Annotated in this window: 15 protein-coding genes; 10 read left to right on the top strand and 5 right to left on the bottom strand. The window is 66.6% G+C overall.

The features are described 5' to 3' along the window. The first annotated feature begins 81 nt into the window (after positions 1-81). The gene (locus ACT53N_RS17715; RefSeq protein ID WP_476065107.1) at positions 82-2,397 is read left to right on the top strand and encodes a glucan 1,4-alpha-glucosidase; all 2,316 of its coding nucleotides are present in this window, start codon (positions 82-84) and stop codon (positions 2,395-2,397) included. Between the two features lie 124 nt (positions 2,398-2,521). After that, the gene (locus ACT53N_RS17710; protein ID WP_476065106.1) at positions 2,522-4,867 is read left to right on the top strand and encodes a methyl-accepting chemotaxis protein; all 2,346 of its coding nucleotides are present in this window, start codon (positions 2,522-2,524) and stop codon (positions 4,865-4,867) included. A 1-nt stretch (position 4,868) separates the two neighbouring features. Here the strand turns inward: ACT53N_RS17710 and ACT53N_RS17705 are convergent, their stop codons facing one another. Next, positions 4,869-5,192 (bottom strand): hypothetical protein, encoded by a 324-nt coding sequence (locus ACT53N_RS17705; RefSeq protein ID WP_476065105.1) that lies wholly within the window; start codon positions 5,190-5,192, stop codon positions 4,869-4,871. A gap of 197 nt (positions 5,193-5,389) precedes the next feature. Here ACT53N_RS17705 and ACT53N_RS17700 point away from each other — a divergent pair, with 197 nt between their 5' ends. The 7 genes from ACT53N_RS17700 (at position 5,390) to ACT53N_RS17670 (ending at position 12,321) form a co-directional block, all read left to right on the top strand. Next, entirely contained in the window at positions 5,390-5,884 is a 495-nt protein-coding gene (locus ACT53N_RS17700; RefSeq protein WP_476065104.1) for a GAF domain-containing protein, read from the top strand. A 94-nt stretch (positions 5,885-5,978) separates the two neighbouring features. Continuing rightward, positions 5,979-7,130 (top strand): GNAT family N-acetyltransferase, encoded by a 1,152-nt coding sequence (locus ACT53N_RS17695; RefSeq protein ID WP_476065103.1) that lies wholly within the window; start codon positions 5,979-5,981, stop codon positions 7,128-7,130. After that, the gene (locus tag ACT53N_RS17690) at positions 7,130-8,050 is read left to right on the top strand and encodes a glycosyltransferase family 2 protein (protein ID WP_476065102.1); all 921 of its coding nucleotides are present in this window, start codon (positions 7,130-7,132) and stop codon (positions 8,048-8,050) included. The genes ACT53N_RS17695 and ACT53N_RS17690 overlap by 1 nt, the downstream gene beginning before the upstream one ends. Next, positions 7,936-8,970, top strand: coding sequence for a hypothetical protein (locus tag ACT53N_RS17685; RefSeq protein ID WP_476065101.1), 1,035 nt, complete (start codon positions 7,936-7,938; stop codon positions 8,968-8,970). The genes ACT53N_RS17690 and ACT53N_RS17685 overlap by 115 nt, the downstream gene beginning before the upstream one ends. A gap of 39 nt (positions 8,971-9,009) precedes the next feature. Continuing rightward, the gene (locus tag ACT53N_RS17680; RefSeq protein ID WP_476065100.1) at positions 9,010-9,534 is read left to right on the top strand and encodes a flavin reductase family protein; all 525 of its coding nucleotides are present in this window, start codon (positions 9,010-9,012) and stop codon (positions 9,532-9,534) included. Between the two features lie 173 nt (positions 9,535-9,707). Next, positions 9,708-11,204, top strand: a complete 1,497-nt coding sequence (locus ACT53N_RS17675; protein WP_476065099.1) for a CoA-acylating methylmalonate-semialdehyde dehydrogenase — start codon at positions 9,708-9,710, stop codon at positions 11,202-11,204. 148 nt (positions 11,205-11,352) lie between these two features. Then, complete coding sequence (locus ACT53N_RS17670; RefSeq protein ID WP_476065144.1) at positions 11,353-12,321, top strand: M15 family metallopeptidase; 969 nt, start codon at positions 11,353-11,355, stop codon at positions 12,319-12,321. A 205-nt stretch (positions 12,322-12,526) separates the two neighbouring features. Here ACT53N_RS17670 and ACT53N_RS17665 read toward each other — a convergent pair whose 3' ends face one another. From ACT53N_RS17665 to ACT53N_RS17650, 4 genes are all read right to left on the bottom strand, one after another. Then, positions 12,527-13,252 carry an endonuclease III domain-containing protein gene (locus ACT53N_RS17665; protein WP_476065098.1) on the bottom strand — a complete coding sequence of 242 codons (726 nt, stop codon included), beginning with the start codon at positions 13,250-13,252 and terminating at the stop codon, positions 12,527-12,529. 81 nt (positions 13,253-13,333) lie between these two features. Beyond that, positions 13,334-13,897, bottom strand: coding sequence for an NUDIX hydrolase (locus ACT53N_RS17660; protein WP_476065143.1), 564 nt, complete (start codon positions 13,895-13,897; stop codon positions 13,334-13,336). Continuing rightward, on the bottom strand, positions 13,885-14,886 hold the full coding sequence (locus tag ACT53N_RS17655; protein WP_476065097.1) for an inorganic phosphate transporter: 1,002 nt from the start codon (positions 14,884-14,886) through the stop codon (positions 13,885-13,887). Before ACT53N_RS17655 ends, ACT53N_RS17660 begins: the two co-directional genes overlap by 13 nt. A gap of 5 nt (positions 14,887-14,891) precedes the next feature. Continuing rightward, positions 14,892-15,536: a DUF47 domain-containing protein gene (locus tag ACT53N_RS17650; RefSeq protein WP_476065096.1), complete on the bottom strand. Its 645-nt coding sequence runs from the start codon at positions 15,534-15,536 to the stop codon at positions 14,892-14,894. A 222-nt stretch (positions 15,537-15,758) separates the two neighbouring features. Between ACT53N_RS17650 and ACT53N_RS17645 the strand changes: the two genes are divergently transcribed. Then, positions 15,759-16,223: a (2Fe-2S)-binding protein gene (locus ACT53N_RS17645; RefSeq protein ID WP_476065095.1), complete on the top strand. Its 465-nt coding sequence runs from the start codon at positions 15,759-15,761 to the stop codon at positions 16,221-16,223. The last annotated feature ends 1 nt before the right edge of the window (position 16,224 follow it).

Genomic DNA, 16,224 nt, shown 5'->3' with positions numbered 1-16,224 from the left:
GTCCTGGCGGGCTCGTCTCGCCCTTCCCCTGCAGTTTCTGCTCGCGCCCTCCGCGGGCCCCGTTTGAAGAGGCCGTACCCCATGACGACCCTGAAAGCTCTCGCCCTGGCCTCGGCCGCGACCCTGATCGCGACCGCCGCCAACGCCGCGCCCACGACCTGGGCCTATTCCGCCAAGACCGGTGTCGGCGCGTCCTATGAGGCCTATGTCGACGGCGCCTACAAGCCCGGCGGCAAGACTGGGGCGGTGTCCAAGGTCTGGTTCTCGATCGCCGACGGCGTGCTGACCGAGACCATGTACGGCCTGATCCACGAGGCGCAGATCAAGCAGATGCGGGTGGCCGTCGAGACAGCGACCGGCGTCGCCGTCGAGGGCGCCGACACGACCTCAAAGACCGAGTATCTGCATGTCGATGCGGCGGGCCGTCCGTTGTCGCCGGCCTACAAGATCACCACCACCGACCGCCAAGGCCGCTTCGTGATCGAGAAGCGGATTTTCACCGATCCCGACCGCAACGCCCTGTTCGTCCGCGTGACGGTGACTGCGTTGAAGGGCGCGGTGACGCCGACCCTGCTGCTGGAGCCGCATATGGGCAACACCGGCGGTGGCGACGTAGGGGGCGCGTCGGCCTCGGCGCTTACCGCCAGCGAGGGCAAGGCGTTTCTCAGCCTGAAGGCCAGCAAGCCGTTCGCCAAGGCCTCCGCCAGTGTGCTGAAGGACGGCGACGCCCTGAGCGCGCTGAAGGCGACCACGACCTCGGCTAAAGGGGCGATCGTCCTGGCCGGACAACTGCCCAAGGTCGCCAAGTCCGAGACCTTTGACGTCGTCATCGGTTTCGGCGCCGACGCGAAGGCCGCCGATAAGACCGCCGCCGCGACGCTGAAGACCGGCTATGCCGAAGTGCTGGCGCGCTACAACGGTGAGGGCGCGCATGTGGGCTGGGAGGACTATCTGGCCTCTCTGAATGAGTTGCCGCGTTTGCGCGAAGCGTCCGAAGACGGCGGCAAGCTGCTGCAGGCCAGCGCCCTGATGCTGAAGGTGCAGGAAGACCGCACCCACGCCGGCGCGCTGATCGCCTCGCTGTCCAACCCGTGGGGCGACACGGTCGACGCCACCAAGTCCTCGACCGGCTACAAGGCCGTCTGGCCCCGCGACTTCTATCAGTGCGCCATGGCGTTGGCGGCCCTTGGCGACAGGGAGACGCCGCTGGCGGCCTTCCACTATCTGCCGACGGTCCAGGTCGGGCCCAAGACGCCAGGCAACAAGGGCGATGGCGGCTGGTTCCTGCAGAAGTCGCATGTCGACGGAACGCCCGAGTGGGTCGGCGTCCAGCTCGACCAGACGGCCATGCCGATCATGCTGGGTTGGAAGCTCTGGAAGCTGGGCTGGCTGCCGGACGCTGAGCTTAAAGCGTTCTACGGCAAGATGCTGAAGCCGGCGGCGGACTTCCTGGTGAAGGGCGGCAAGGTCAATTTGGGCTGGAACACCGCGACCATCACCCCGCCCTTCACCCAGCAGGAACGCTGGGAAGAGCAGGGCGGTCACTCGCCCTCGACGACCGCGGCCGTGATCGCGGGTCTGGTGGTCGCCGGCGACATCGCGGACGCCGCTGGCGACGCGGGCTCGGCCGAACTCTATCGCAAGACCGCCGACGACTATGCCGGCAAGCTCGAGGCCCGGATGGTCACCACCAAGGGCGCGTTCGGCGACGGTCACTACTATCTGCGCCTCAACAGCGACCAGGATCCGAACAACAAGAGCCCGGTTGAGGAGCGCAACGGCCAGGCCCCCGTGGCCGAGGACAAGATGCTGGACGCCGGCTTCTTGGAGTTGGTGCGCTATGGCGTACGACGCGCCGATGATCCGGCGATCCTCGCCAGCCTGCCTGAGCTGGACGACGAAGCGCTCGAGGACCTCTACCGCGTTCGCTACAGCTTCACGTTCCCGGGCGTAGAGGGAAGCTTCCCCGGCTGGCGCCGGTACGGCGTCGACGGCTACGGCGAGGACACCAAAACCGGCGCCAACTATGGCGCTGACAACCAGATGCGTCCTGGTCAGCGCGGGCGCGTGTGGCCGATCTTCACGGGGGAGCGCGGTCACTACGAACTCGCGCTGGCGGGCCTCTCGGGCAAGCCCGACCCCGCCGCCGTCACGAAGATCCGGCAGACCTACGTCAAGGCGATGGAGCTGTTCGCCAACGAAGGCCTGATGATCCCCGAACAGGTCTGGGACGGCGTCGGAGCGGAAAGCCCGCACGCCTACGCCCGAGGCGAAGGCACCGATTCGGCGACGCCGCTCGCCTGGAGCCACGCGGAGTACATTAAGCTGCTGCGATCTGTCAGCGACGGGCAGGTCTGGGACAACTATGCGCCCGTGAAGGCGCGTTACGGCCGCTAAGGCTGACAGGGGTGCGCGCTGATGTCGCAGGCGCGCGCTTCCTCGGACGTGGTTAACGCGCCTTTAGGCATTCGGCCGCGAACTTGAGCGTAATCGCCTAGCTCGCGGCCGGAGGCCTTATGTCATGACAGCGTTCCGTCGACTGACCATCGCCTGGAAACTGATCCTGGTGGCCGGCTTGGCGATTGGGCTGTTGCTGCTCGCCGCAGCGGCGGCGGTGTCATCCCACACCAGCTCAATTGTCTCGCAGCTGACCAACCAGTACGCCGGAGCCGTGGCCGACGAGGCCATCGAGCAGGTCACGGCGGATATCAATGCGGCGGCGGCCGCCGCCAAGGCCATGCAGGGCTCGATATCCGCAGCGCATGAGGCCGGGCTGACGGACCGCGACAAGTTCATGGCTCTGGTCAAGCCGAACGCCCTCGCCACCAAGAGCGTCATGGGCGCCTGGCTGATGGCCGAGCCCAACGGGCTCGACGGCAAGGACGCCGATCACATCGGCGACGCGGCGACCGCGTCCAACAAGGACGGGCGCTTCTCGGTGTACTGGGTCAATGACGGCGGGCAGCCCGTGCTTGAGCTGCAATCCGACGGCTCGGATTTCGCCGAGGACTACTACAACGACACCGCCAAGAGCGGCGAGGCGCGCCTCACCGAGCCCTATTTCGACAGCATCGCCGGCAAACAGGTGGCGATGACCTCCGTGGCTTACCCGGTGAAGTCCGGCGGGCGCTTGATCGGTGTCGCGGGCCTCGACATGTCGTTGGACAACCTGTCGACGGCGCTCGGTCAGATGCGTCCGCTCGAGAGCGGTCGAGTCATGCTGCTGTCGTCGGCGGGGCAATGGGTGGCGCACCCTAACGCTGATCTGCGGATGAAGTCCTATGCTGACGCCGGCGCTGACGCCGTGCGCGGCGTTCTGGCCGGCGGCGAAGCCATCGAGGTCAAGGGCGTTACGGACGGCGACACGGCGATGATCCGCATTGTGCGTCCGATCGCAATTCCTGACCTGAACGCCCGCTGGGCGCTGGTCATGGACGTTCCAGCGGCGGCGATCACGGGGCCCGCCGACCGGCTGGCCAAGATCCTGTTCGTCGGCGGCGTGTTGATCACCCTGGCTGTTCTGGCCGCCCTGTTCCTGGCCAGCGCGACCCTTGTGAAGAAGCCGCTGACCGGTCTGACGCGGTCCGTCGATAAGCTCAGCGCCGGCCGCTATGACGAAGCCGTGCCGGGGATCGATGGCGGTGACGAGATCGGGGCGATCGCGCGCGCGCTTGACGGCTTCCGACACGATCTGGCCGACGGTCAGCGTCGGCGCGCCGAGCAGGAAGCTGAACGCGCCGCCGCCGAGATCGAGCGCCAAAAGCACGCCGAGGAAGCGGAAGCCTTTGCTCGCGCCCAGGCCAGGAGCGTGGCCAATCTTGGCGAGGGCATGGAGCGTCTCGCCGACGGCGACCTGATCTGGCGGATGCGCGAGGATGATTTCCACGGCGAAGCGGTCAAGATGCCGCGCGACTTCAACGCGGCGGTCGAGAGCCTTCAGGCGACCATGGCCGGCATCCTCAACGCCGCGCGCAGCATCAAGAGCGGCTGCGCGGAGATCAGCATCGCCGCCGACGATCTGGCTCAGCGCACCGAGCGGCAAGCCGCTGGCCTGGAGCAGACCGCAGCGGCGCTAGACCAGATCACCGCCACCGTGCGTCGCAGTTCGGAAGGTGCTGAGCGGGCTCGGCAAGTCACCATGACCGCCAAGGCCGCCGCCGAGCGCAGCGGCGCGGTGGTCGAGGAGGCGGTCGAGGCCATGGGCGGCATCGAGCGCTCGTCGCAGTCGATCACTCAGATTATCGGCGTTATCGACGAGATCGCCTTCCAGACCAACCTTCTGGCGCTCAATGCGGGCGTGGAGGCGGCGCGCGCGGGCGAGGCGGGACGCGGGTTCGCCGTGGTCGCACAAGAGGTTCGGGCGTTGGCCCAGCGTTCTGCGGACGCCGCCAAGGAGATAAAGACCCTGATCAGCGCCTCTACCCAGCAAGTGGGCAAGGGCGTGAAGCTGGTCGGCGAGACCGGCGAGACCTTGCGCGAAATCCTGGTCCAGGTGGCCGAGATCAACGAACTGGTCGGCGAGATCGCCTCGTCCTCGAAGGAGCAGGCCGTGGGACTGGCGGAGGTGAACCAAGCCGTCAATCAGATGGACCAGGTCACCCAGCAGAACGCCGCCATGGTCGAGCAATCCACGGCCGCCAGCCACGCGCTTTCGAACGAAGCCGCGCAGCTGGAACGCCTGATCGCTCGCTTCCAGGTCGGCGCTGAGGTGCGCGAGCTGCCGACGCGCGCCGATCGCCCGGCTATTTCCGCATCCCGTCCGGCCACCGCGCCGACGCGCGAAAGCTTCCGTCAGCGCTATGTCCACGGCGCCAACGCTCTCAAGGTCGAGCCGAGCTCGCGGCCCGGGGAATGGGAAGAGTTCTAGTCTAGACTTGGCCGCCTTCGGCCGAGCGCAGCGCGAAGCGTAGATCCGACAGCGCGATCCCGGCTTCGGCTGCTTCAGCTTCCCGTACGCTGACCAGCAGCTCGTTCATGCCGTTGGCGACCGCCCAGTCCCAATGGGCGTGACCCGGAGTGGCGACCCGGCTGATGTCGGATGCGGACTCCAGATGCAAAACGGTGCGTCCGCCGTCGGCGTCGCGGCGGCAGAAGGCGAAAGCGCCCTCGCGGCGCACGAACCGGCCATCATGATGGTACAGGCTCACGAAGCGTACGTTTCGCTCGCCAGAAGCGCTCGTTCCGTCGGCCATGCTCCACCTCTTTGAACTGTCCGGGCGGCGCCCGGTTCACTGCCTAGTCGCCACCGTCGTGGGATTCGCGGCGCAGGCGGAAGGGCGCGCTTCAGACCATCCACAGGGACGTGACCGGGCCCCAACGCGGGGCGCGGCCATGCACGAATTGCCTCGCGCCCTCTGACATATCGCCCCGGCCGCGCTATATCCGCGCCATGGCTGAAGCGTTCAACGACCTTACCCTCTCCTCCGACAAGGCCACCCGCTACGCCGAGGTGGCCGATGAAATCGCGTCCGTTCTGGAGGGCGAGCCGAGCCTGACGGCTCGTATGGCCACCGTGGCCTCGATGCTGGCCAACAGTTTCGACACCTACTTCTGGACCGGCTTCTACGTCGTCGACCCCGCCAAGGAGCGCGAGCTGGTGGTGGGGCCGTACCAGGGCACCCTGGGTTGTCTGCGGATCGCCTTTGGTCGCGGCGTCTGCGGCGCGGCGGCGGCGACAGGCCAGACCCAGTTGGTCCCCGATGTTCACGCCTTCCCGGGACACATCGCCTGTGACGGACGTTCGCAGAGCGAGATCGTGGTCCCGGTCTTTGGTCCGGATGGCCAGCTGATCGCCGTGTTCGACGTCGACTCCGACCAGCCGGCGTCGTTTGACGAGATCGACCAGCAGTGGCTGGAAAAGATCCTCAAGGCGACCTTCGGCTGATACCCATTTTGTGGAGACAGGCCACCCTGTGGCCTGCCGATTGCAGCCTGCAATCCATCTTTCCCTAACCCGCGTCGGAGTAGGACAGGTGGACATGCTGGACGTCGAGACCATCCATCCGAGCCTTTTAAGCCCCGCCGATGCGGCGCTGTGGCGAAGCCTTGCTGTGTCGGAAGATGGCTTTGGAAACCCGCTGCTTGGCCCGGATTTCGCCCAAGCCGTTGGAAAGGTTCGAGAAGACGCGCGTGTCTCTGTCGTCCGCCGCGGGGGCGAGACCGTCGGATTCCTGCCGTTCCATCGCCGTCCGGGCGGTCTGGCGCGCCCGATCGGCTCGCCCTTGTCTGACTATCATGGCCTCGTCTCGCGTCCCGATGCGGGACTGCGGATCGCCGATGTCCTGCGCGCCGCCGAGGTCAGCGTTTTCCGCTATTCGGGTCTGATCGACCCGCACGCCGTGTTTCCAGCTTCGCCGGAAACGGATCGCACCGCCTACCTGATCGACCTCAACGGGACGACCGCCGAAGCCTATCTCGAAGCCGTGCGCGCCGAGAGCCCCAAGAAGATCAAGAACTATCGCCGCCTGGACAACAAGCTGGACCGAGAGGTCGGCGAGGTGCGTCTGGTGGCGGGCGACATGTCCCGCGACGCCTTCAACCTGCTGATCGACTGGAAGCGCGATCAACTGGCCCGCACCGGTGGTCACGACTTCCTGCGCGCCGATTGGACGCGCGAGCTGATGGCCGACCTGTTCACCACCCGCGACGGCCCGATGCGCGGCCTGATGATCAACCTCTACGCTGGCGACACACTGGTGGGCGGCCATTTCGGCGTCCGTCAGGGCGCGACCTACCACCCCTGGATCGCCTCGACCAATCCTGAGATGGCCGCCTGGTCTCCGGGACAGATCTTCTTCCTGCGGGCCATCGCCGCGATGCCTGAGCTGGGCCTGACGCGTTACGATCTTGGTCCCGGACACGATCACTACAAGCGCGCCTACGGTCTCAGCACCATTCAGATCGGCGAAGGCGCGGCGACGGCCGCCAGCGTGGCTGGCCGCGTGGCCCACTCGATGGAAAGCGTCTGGAGCCTGGCGGGCGCGCATGGCGCGGGCCCCGTGGGTCAGTTGCGGCGCCGAATGGACGCGATCGCCAGCACCGAACTGACGGTCACCGGTCGGGTTCGCGGCTTTGTCGAGGCGGTTGCGGCGCGAGCGCAGCGCGGGCGCGGAGAGCACACGGAGGCCTGATGGCGCGCGTCACGGTCATGATCCCAACCCAGCGACGCCCCGATGGCCTGGCCGTCGCGGCGCGTTCAGTGTTCGGCCAAATCGGCGTCGACTTCGCCGAACTTGAGCTTGTGATCGTCGACAACGACCAGGTCCCCTCGGCCAAGCCGGTCGTCGATGCGCTGAGCAAGGGCGCGCCGTGCCCGGTGATCTATGTCAACGAAAGGCGGCCGGGCGTCGCCTTCGCCCGCAACGCCGGCATGGCCCGCGCCTCGGGCGACTTCATCGCCTTCCTGGATGACGACGAAGAAGCGCCCAGCGGCTGGCTCGCGGCGCTGTTGGCCGCTCAGGCGCGTTACGATGCGGACGTCGTGTTTGGTCCCGTCAGAGCTCGCGCTCCGGAGCATATCGACCAACACCGGGAGTATCTGGAGCGTTTCTTCTCGCGCGAGGGTCCCGCTGAAGCCGGCGTGATCGACCGTCACTATGGCTGCGGCGACAGTTTGATCCGTCGCTCGGCCTTGCCCGATCCGGTCGCGCCGTTCGCCGCCGAACGCAATCATATCGGCGGCGAGGACGACTTGCTGTTTGGCCACATGGGCGCTGCGGGCAAGCGTTTCGCCTGGGAGCCCGCCGCATGGGTCTGGGAAGATCCCGTGCCGTCGCGGTTGAACCTTGGCTACACGATCCAGCGCGCCTTTGCCTACGGCCAGGGACCGTCGGCGCACTGCGCGGCCGCCGAGCCTCGCGACACCGTCGGCGTTGTCCGCTGGATGGTGATCGGGCTCGGACAGGCGGTGGCCTTCGGCGTGGTGGCGGCGCTGAAATGGGCTGTGCGCGCCAAGGACCGCGCCGAGTGGCTGGATCGCGCCGCCCGGGGCCTGGGCAAGACCCTGTGGTGGGGACCTTTCAAGATCCAATTCTACGGGAGGACCGCGTGAGCGTGATCACCGACTGGACGCCGGAAAAGGCCAAGGCCTTCGGCCAAGAGAACCTGATGTTCCAGCACGCGCTGCATGAGCGTCCGATGTTCGACGACGAGGGGCTGGCGCGTCTTCTGGACCTCTATCCCCGGGACAAGCTGGGCGTCTTCACCATGGGCGAGGATCCGAAGGCCTGGACTACCTGGCGCAAGGGCTCGGCGGGGAATCTGACCGGGGACCAGCTTCTGGAGGCCGCCAAGACGGGCCGCATCTGGCTGAACCTGCGGCAGACCAACGATCATGTGCCCGAGTACGCGGCGCTGGCCGACGAGATCTTCGCCGACAAGGAGGCGCATGTGCCGGGCTTGCGCACCTTCAAGCGCGACCTTGGCATGCTGATCTCCAGCGCCAATGCGCAGGTGTTCTACCATCTCGACGTGCCGCTGGTGTCGCTGTGGCAGATCCGCGGCCAGAAGAAGGTCTGGGTCTATCCCGTAGCCGACCCCTATGTCGGCGACCTGGCTCTAGAGAAGATCGTGCTGCGCGAGACGGCCGAGCAGTTCGCCTTCGATCCCGAATGGGACAAGGGCGCGCAGGAGGTCGACCTGACGCCGGGCAAGATGGTCACCTGGCGCCAGAACGCGCCGCACCGGATCGAGAACGGTCCGATGCTGAACGTCTCGATCTCGATCGAGTTCATGACCCCGCCGGCCCTGATGCGCGCCAATGTGATCTACGCCAACGGCGTGCTGCGGCGGCGTCTCGGCGCCAATCCGCGGATTCAGGAGGGCTTTGGCCCCACCGCCCTTGGGAAGCTGGCTGTGGCCCGCGGCGCCAAGGCGCTGGGCCTGCAGACGCCGCATGTGCGCCACCTGCCGGTCACCTTTGGCCTGGATGCGAGCCGGCCGGGCGTTTTGATCGAGCCGCCACGACCCTAAAGCTTGCCCGTCGAGACGCTTTGCCCCACTGCTAGCCCCATGAGTCAGGCGGTTACGATCGAATTGGGGGAGGGCGCCGAGCATGACGCCCGGGCCCTGCGCAATGCATTTGGATGCTTCACGACGGGGGTGACCGTCGTCACCACACTGGCCCCCGACGGTCGCCGGGTGGGCCTGACCGCGAACTCGTTCACCTCGGTTTCACTGGATCCGCCGCTGGCCTTGATCTGCGTCGACTTGAAGTCGTCCAGCCTGCCGGCGCTGGACGCCGCCCAGCGCTTCGCTGTCAACGTCCTGCACGCCGAGCACCAGCAGCTGGCCCGCCAGTTCGTGCAGAAGGACACCGACCGTTTCGCCGGCCTCGAGACCGAGACCTGGCGCACCGGTGTGCCGATCCTGCCCGAATGCATGGCCAATTTCGAATGCGAAACGCATCACGCCTTCGACGCTGGCGATCATCGCGTCTATGTCGGGCGGGTGGTGAAGCTACGATATGACCCCGACCACGAGCCGCTGGTCTATCTGCAAGGGCGGTTCCGCCGCGTACACGTCGACACCGATTAAACTGTCATCCCGGACAAGCGCTTAGCGCGCCGATCCGGGACCGTAGCGGGCGCTGGCGCTTGCGGCGGTCCCGGGTCTTCGCCCGGGATGACAGGGCGGTTGGCCGAATTTTGCTGGATACGGCGCGAACCCGGGGTGCTATTGACGCGCAAAACAGCGTTAGGGAGCGCATCATGCGAGACATCGCCCATTTCGTGAACGGTCAGACCCTGGTCGGCGCCTCCGGCCGCTTCGGCGACGTCTTCAATCCCAACACCGGCGAGGTCCAGGCCCGCGTCCAGTTCGCGACCGACGCCGAGCTCGACGCCGCCGTCCAGGTCGCCGCCAAGGCCCAGATCGGCTGGGCTCAGACCAATCCCCAGCGTCGCGCCCGGGTGATGTTCGAGTTCAAGCGCCTGATCGAGCGCGACATGAACACCCTGGCCGAGATCCTGTCATCCGAGCACGGCAAGGTCATCGCCGACGCCAAGGGCGACATCCAGCGGGGCCTCGAGGTCATCGAATTCGCCTGCGGCATCCCTCACATCCTGAAGGGCGAGTACACCGAAGGCGCTGGTCCCGGTATCGACGTCTATTCGATGCGCCAGCCGCTGGGCGTCTGCGCGGGCATCACCCCGTTCAACTTCCCGGCCATGATCCCGATGTGGATGTTCGGCATCAGCATCGCGGTGGGCAACAGCTTCATCCTCAAGCCGTCGGAGAAGGATCCGACCGTGCCGGTCAAGCTGGCCGAACTGATGATGGAAGCGGGCGCCCCCGCTGGCGTGCTGAACGTCGTGCACGGCGACAAGAGCGCCGTCGACGCCATCCTGACCCATCCGCTGATCCGCGCCGTCAGCTTCGTCGGCAGCTCCGACATCGCCCATTACGTCTACCAGACGGGCACGGCGCACGGGAAACGCGTCCAGGCCATGGGCGGGGCCAAGAACCACGGCATCGTCCTGCCCGACGCCGATATGGACCAGGTGGTGAAGGACCTGTCGGGCGCGGCCTTCGGCTCGGCCGGCGAGCGCTGCATGGCCCTGCCGGTGGTGGTCCCCGTGGGCCAGAAGACTGCCGACGAGCTGCGCGAGCGCATGGTCGCCGAGATCGCCTCCCTGAAGGTCGGCGTCTCCACCGATCCCGACGCCCACTACGGCCCGGTGGTCAGCGCCCAGCACCGCGACAAGATCGCCGACTACATCCGCATCGGCCAGGAAGAGGGCGCCGAGCTCGTCGTCGACGGCCGCGACTTCCAGCTGCAGGGCTTCGAGAAAGGCTTCTTCATCGGCCCGTCGCTGTTCGACGGCGTCAAGAAGGGCATGAAGACCTATCACGAGGAGATCTTCGGCCCGGTGCTGCAGATCGTCCGCGCCGAGAGCGTTGAGGAGGCCATGGCCCTGCCGTCCGAGCACCAGTACGGCAACGGCGTCGCCATCTTCACCCGCAACGGCCGCGCCGCGCGGGAGTTCGCGGCTAACGTCAATGTCGGCATGGTCGGCATTAACGTGCCGATCCCGGTGCCGGTGGCCTACCACACCTTCGGCGGCTGGAAGCGCTCGGCCTTCGGCGACACCAACCAGCACGGCGTCGAGGGCGTGAAGTTCTACACCAAGGTCAAGACGGTCACCGCCCGCTGGCCCGAGGGCGAGGTCACCGACAGCAGCTTCGTCATCCCGACGATGAAGTAGCGATCACCTTTGTCATCCCGGAAGCCTCGGAGAGGCTATCCGGGACCCAGGGGCGGTTCGCATAGCTTTTCTTCGCCCCCCTGGGTCCCGGCTCTCCGCTACGCTGCGGCCGGGATGATACGATAGAGGGTGTGAGGGCTTTGCTGTGATGCGTGATTTTGCGCGACGATCCTTCTTGGCGCTCTCCGCCGCGGGCCTGGCCGCGCCCGCTGCCTTCGCCCAGAGCCGCACCGAGCTGGCCGCTATCGGACAATACGGCGACAAGGTCGCCCCCTTCACCGTCTTCGAGAAGGACGGCGCGCTGCACATCGACGGCGAAGGCTTCACGTCCGCGCGCCTAAGCCCGCTCGGCGGAGGGCGCTACGCCATCGTGGGCGGCGGCGAATTGATCCTGGAGGCGGGCGCGGTTCGCCTGAACGGGAAGCCGCTGGCCTTTCACGACTTCGGCGCCGAGGTCGAAGCGGCGATCCGCAAGGCCGTCCGGGCCGATCCGGTCCTGCTGCGCCAACGGGCGCTAGCGGCTGCGCCGCCGGTTGAGACGGCTGACAAGCTGCCCTCGGATCTGGTGGAGATCACCAGCCTCGAGCCCGGTATCAAGCGCGACATCCGCTATGCGGGCTCGAACAACTTCATGGGCGTCCCGCTTTATGAAAGGCCGGCGGCCTATCTGCAGCGCCCGGCGGCCGAGGCGCTGGCGCGCATCCATCGCGCCCTGGCGCCCCAGGGCTACGGCCTTCTGGTCCATGACGCCTATCGGCCCTGGTCCGTGACCTGGATGTTCTGGGAAGCGACGCCGCCGGAGGCCCGCATCTTCGTGGCCGATCCCGCCCAGGGCTCTCGCCACAACCGTGGCTGCGCGGTGGACCTGACGCTGTACGATCTTAAGACCGGCCAGCCGGTCGAGATGCCCAGCCGCTACGACGAGTTCTCGACCCGCGCCTATGCGGATTTCGTCGGCGGGACAACCAAGCAGCGGGCGCTACGCAGTGTGTTGCGCCAGGCCATGGAGGCGGACGGCTTCATGGTCCTGCCTGATGAATGGTGGCACTTCGACTACCGCGACTACGCTCGCTACCCGATCGGAACGAAGACGTTTGCGGAACTCGCGGCGGGGTAGGGGACGGATGTCGGAAGGTCTGTGAAGGGGGGAAGTCGGACAGGCCGCAGGCCCCCACCGGACCATGCTTTGCATGGTCGTCCGCCCCCATAGGGGGCAGAAGGTGCGCGCTCCTTGTTCCCCCTCAGGGGGAGGAGCGCCGAAGGCGCGGAGGGGCAAGGCTGGGTCGAAATCTGCCCTTCGTCGCCTTCGCGCACCGCCCCCGCTACCCCCTCGGCCGCCAGGCCAGCACCTCGGCGCTGTGCCCGACCCCGACCTTGGCGCACATCGCCTTGACCGGACACGCCCCGCACTTGGGCCCCTCGTGCGGACATAGCATCTGACCCAAGCCCCGCTTCATCAGCCAGTGCAGCTCGAAGAGGTCGTCGGCGGTCCAGATCGCCGGGGCCATCGCCATCAGGGCGTGATATGTGTTGGTCGTGTCGCCCGCGCCGACCAGGCCGATCCGCTTGGCCACCCGATCGACGTGGGTGTCGACCACCAGGGCCCGCATCGCCAGGTCGCTGAAGTTCAGGACGCAGGCGGCGACCTTCACCCCGACGCCGGGCAAGGCTTGCAGCTCCCAGCGCGCCTGATCGACCTCTAGGGTCTTCAGATGGCTGAGCGAGAGCCAGCCCACCTTCTCCTCGATCATCCGCAGGGCGGTGATCAGCCGGCGGGCCTTGTCCTCAGGAAAGGTCACGTCCTGGATGGTCATGGCGACGTGGGCGACCTTGGCGCGCGCCAAGTCTTCCCACGACTTGAATTCCGACCGTAGCCGCAGGAACGCCGCCCAGGACACAGCGTCCGGTGTTCGGCCGCTGATGGACGACTTCACCAGCTGCGAGATGGGGTCCATGCGGGCCACCGGCCGCTGGGGCCCGAACTCGCAGAGCAGGGCGTCGCGAACGCTTTCCAGCGGCGATCGGGCCAGGGCGAGGGATAGCTGCATCAGGATCTCGCTGCGTCAGAACATAACAAGAACATTATGCGCGCGACGAAGACTTGTCCACAGGCTTGTTGGCTAGGGGGTCTAGGAGCGGTAGCGGCCCCACAGCGCCGTCACACGGCGACGCAGGCGCTGGAAGGCCACGCGCACGGGCGTCGGGGCCTTGGCGGGCGTGTCGTGGTCGCTGGCCAGGTCTACGCCGGCGAAGCAGGCGATCAGATCGCGCAGTTCTGGCTCCTGAACGGCGAGGGCGGCCTCCACCGGAGTCATCCACTCGAGGGTTCGCTGGCCCTGCTCGGGCCAGGTTTCGAGCTGCGCCGTGACCTCAAGCGGGTAGACGTCGACCTTCACCAGCCGCGCCTGACCGTTCTTAAGCCGCTTCAGATAGGGGTATTCGCCAAAAGGCTGGGCGGCGATGACGCCCTTCAGTCCCGCCTCCTCATAGGCCTCCTGGGCGGCGGCCTCGGGATCGGAACGATCCTTCATCGGCCAGCCCTTGGGGATCACCCAGCGGCGGGTTTCGCGGGAGGACACCAACAGCACGCGCAGGCCTTCGCCCGCGCCGCGCCAGGGCAGGGCGGCGACCTGGCGACGTTTGCCGCCCTTGCGTCCTTCCGACTTGCCGCCCGCTTGGCTCACTGCATCCAGAACCCGAGATAGTAGAACACCGCCGCCGAGACGGCCGCCGCCGGGAGGGTGACGATCCAGGCGGTCACGATGTCCTTGGCCACGCCCCAGCGCACGGCCGAGACTCGGCGCGATGCGCCGACGCCGACAATAGCGCCCGTGATCGTGTGAGTCGTCGAGACCGGTACGCCGATATGCGTGGCCATAAACAGCATGATCGCGCCGCCCGTCTCCGCGCAGAAGCCCTGCATGGGGGTCAGGCGGGTGATCTTGCTGCCCATCGTGTGCACGATGCGCCAGCCGCCGAACAGCGTACCCAAGCCCATCGCCATCTGGCAGGTGATCACCACCCAGAATGGGATGTCGCCGGGCTTGCCGGTGACGCCGTGAGCGAACAGCAGGGCGGCGATTATACCCATGGTCTTCTGCGCGTCATTGCCGCCATGGCCAAGGCTGTAGAGGGCCGCCGAGACGAACTGCAGCTTTCGGAACACCTTGTCGGCGAAGAATGGTGAGCTCCTGACGAACAGCCAGGAGACGATCAGCACCAGCAGCAGGGCCAGGATGAAGCCCATGGTGGGCGAGACCACGATGCCGGCGGCGGTCTTGGACAAGCCCGCCCACTTGATGGCGCCCAGGCCTCCCACCTTGGCGATCGAGGCTCCCACCAGTCCGCCGATCAGCGCGTGCGAGCTGGACGAGGGAATGCCGGCCCACCAGGTCAGCAGGTTCCAGGTGATGGCGCCGCCCAGAGCGCCGAAGATCAGGCGGTCGCTGATGACGTGGGGGTCGATGATCCCCGATCCGACCATCTTGGCCACGCTGGTGCCGAAGAACAGGAAGGCGATGAAGTTGAAGAAGGCCGCCCAGATCACCGCCCACTTGGCCGACAACACGCGGGTGGAGACGATGGTGGCGATCGAGTTGGCGGCGTCGTGAAGGCCGTTCAGGAAGTCGAACGCCAAAGCCACGACGATCAGGAAGACCAGGATGAGGAACGTGGGGTCCACGGCGATCAGACCTGCTCGACGACGATGCCGCTGATGCGATTGGCCACGTCCTCGAAGCGGTCCATGACCTTTTCGAGGTGGCTGTAGATGTCGATGCCGACAATGAACGCCATCGGATCGCTGTTACGGTGGGCGACGAAAAGTTCCTTTCGGCCCTGGTCGTACATCTGGTCGGACTGTTCTTCGATCTGCGTGATCTTGACCGCGATTTCGCTCAGGTGATGAGCGTTCTGGCGCATCTTCGGCAGCAGGGCGACGGCTTCCTCGGTCAGCTTGGCCGCCTCGACGATGATCTTGGTCATCTCGCGCATCTGCGGTTCGAAGCTCTTCACCTCGAACAGCGAGACGACCTTGGCGGTCTTGCGCATCTGGTCGATGGCGTCGTCCAGCGAGGTGGTCAAAAGCTGGATGTCGCTGCGATCGAACGGCGTGATGAAGCTGCGGCGGACGGCGACCATCACCTGACGCGTGATCTCGTCGGCTTCGTCCTCATACTGGTACACGCGGGCGCTCGCGGCCTCGACTGCGTCACCGCCGGCGGTCAGATCGTGCAGCGCCTCGGCCCCGGCCACCAAAGTCTTGGCGTGGGCCGAGAACAGGTCAAAGAACGCGTCTTCCTTCGGCATGATCGCCTTGAACAAGCCCAACATGTCGCGACTTTCCCCTTGCGCGTGACGAGTCGAGCGCCCCTTACGGCACGGCGCGGGGTTTGTCGCGAAAATTGTCTTTAGGCGGACGAATTGCCCCGCTTGGCGGCTCTAGGTTGGGGGGATGCCGCTTCCAAAATCCGAGACGTCAGGTCAGATTGCCCGCCCAGATCGATCATGTCGCCGCCCCGGCGAGGTTTCGTCCCGAAGCAGGAGCTTTTGACCATGGCCTTCACGCTGAGCGTCAACGGAGAGCGCCGTACGGCGGACGTCGACGGCGACACGCCGTTGCTTTGGGTTTTGCGCGATACGCTGGGCCTAGTCGGCGCCAAGTACGGCTGCGGGGCGGCGCTGTGCGGCGCCTGCACGGTGCATCTGGATGGCGTTCCGGTTCGCGCCTGCGTCACGCTGATCAGCGACGTGGGGCAGCAGAAAGTGACCACCATCGAGGGCGTGGGCAAGACGCCGGTCGGGGCCAAGGTCCAGGCGGCCTGGAAGGCGGTCGACACGCCTCAGTGCGGCTACTGTCAGGCTGGTCAGATCATGTCGGCCACGGCGCTGCTGACCACCACGCCCAAGCCGACCGACGAGGAGATCGACGCGGCGATGAACGGCAACCTGTGCCGCTGCGCCACCTACATTCGCATCAAGAAGGCGATCAAGGTCGCCGCCGGTCTGGAGAAGGCTTGAT

The sequence above is a fragment of the Caulobacter sp. DMC95 genome (genome assembly GCF_056313785.1).
Note: the sequence above shows the minus strand (reverse complement) of the source record. Positions and strands in the feature narration are given on the sequence as shown.

Bases quoted from the DNA above. Each gene is read 5' to 3' on its own strand.
- ACT53N_RS17685 (WP_476065101.1), top strand. From the start codon at position 7,936: ATGGGCTGTGCGCGCCAAGGACCGCGCCGAGTGGCTGGATCGCGCCGC.
- ACT53N_RS17695 (WP_476065103.1), top strand. From the start codon at position 5,979: ATGCTGGACGTCGAGACCATCCATCCGAGCCTTTTAAGCCCCGCCGAT.
- ACT53N_RS17670 (WP_476065144.1), top strand. From the start codon at position 11,353: ATGCGTGATTTTGCGCGACGATCCTTCTTGGCGCTCTCCGCCGCGGGC.
- ACT53N_RS17675 (WP_476065099.1), top strand. From the start codon at position 9,708: ATGCGAGACATCGCCCATTTCGTGAACGGTCAGACCCTGGTCGGCGCC.
- ACT53N_RS17700 (WP_476065104.1), top strand. From the start codon at position 5,390: ATGGCTGAAGCGTTCAACGACCTTACCCTCTCCTCCGACAAGGCCACC.
- ACT53N_RS17715 (WP_476065107.1), top strand. From the start codon at position 82: ATGACGACCCTGAAAGCTCTCGCCCTGGCCTCGGCCGCGACCCTGATC.
- ACT53N_RS17690 (WP_476065102.1), top strand. From the start codon at position 7,130: ATGGCGCGCGTCACGGTCATGATCCCAACCCAGCGACGCCCCGATGGC.
- ACT53N_RS17710 (WP_476065106.1), top strand. From the start codon at position 2,522: ATGACAGCGTTCCGTCGACTGACCATCGCCTGGAAACTGATCCTGGTG.
- ACT53N_RS17705 (WP_476065105.1), bottom strand. From the start codon at position 5,192: ATGGCCGACGGAACGAGCGCTTCTGGCGAGCGAAACGTACGCTTCGTG.
- ACT53N_RS17680 (WP_476065100.1), top strand. From the start codon at position 9,010: ATGAGTCAGGCGGTTACGATCGAATTGGGGGAGGGCGCCGAGCATGAC.
- ACT53N_RS17650 (WP_476065096.1), bottom strand. From the start codon at position 15,536: ATGTTGGGCTTGTTCAAGGCGATCATGCCGAAGGAAGACGCGTTCTTT.
- ACT53N_RS17645 (WP_476065095.1), top strand. From the start codon at position 15,759: ATGGCCTTCACGCTGAGCGTCAACGGAGAGCGCCGTACGGCGGACGTC.
- ACT53N_RS17665 (WP_476065098.1), bottom strand. From the start codon at position 13,252: ATGCAGCTATCCCTCGCCCTGGCCCGATCGCCGCTGGAAAGCGTTCGC.